Annotated in this window: 1 pseudogene; it reads left to right on the plus strand. The window is 71.3% G+C overall.

The annotated features are described in order from the left end of the window. Positions 1-300 (plus strand): annotated as a pseudogene (locus RTM68_RS16670) (hypothetical protein); the annotation flags it as partial.

A 300-nucleotide genomic window follows, 5' to 3' on the forward strand; every position in this document is an offset into this window, starting at 1 on the left:
AACTCACCCCGTACGAGAACAGCAATCGTGTGCCGGCGACGATCGTCGACGCGCTCACGCGGCGTGACTCGCCCTATCGGGATCCCGAGCGGATGCAGCTGCTGATCGACGCGGTCGGATACGTCATGCAACCCGGCGTCGCCCGTCACCTGCGGGCCCGAGCGGAGGAGCTGCTCGCAGGCACCGATGAGACCGACCGGGACCGGTACTTCAGTGCGGAGCGGCTGACTGCGCTGCGGCTGCCGGGTGCTCCCACCGACGGTGCGGTGCGTCGCGCGCTGCGCCCCGCGGGCGGGGTGG

It is taken from the genome of Microbacterium sp., assembly GCF_031988965.1.
Lineage (GTDB): Bacteria > Actinomycetota > Actinomycetes > Actinomycetales > Microbacteriaceae > Microbacterium.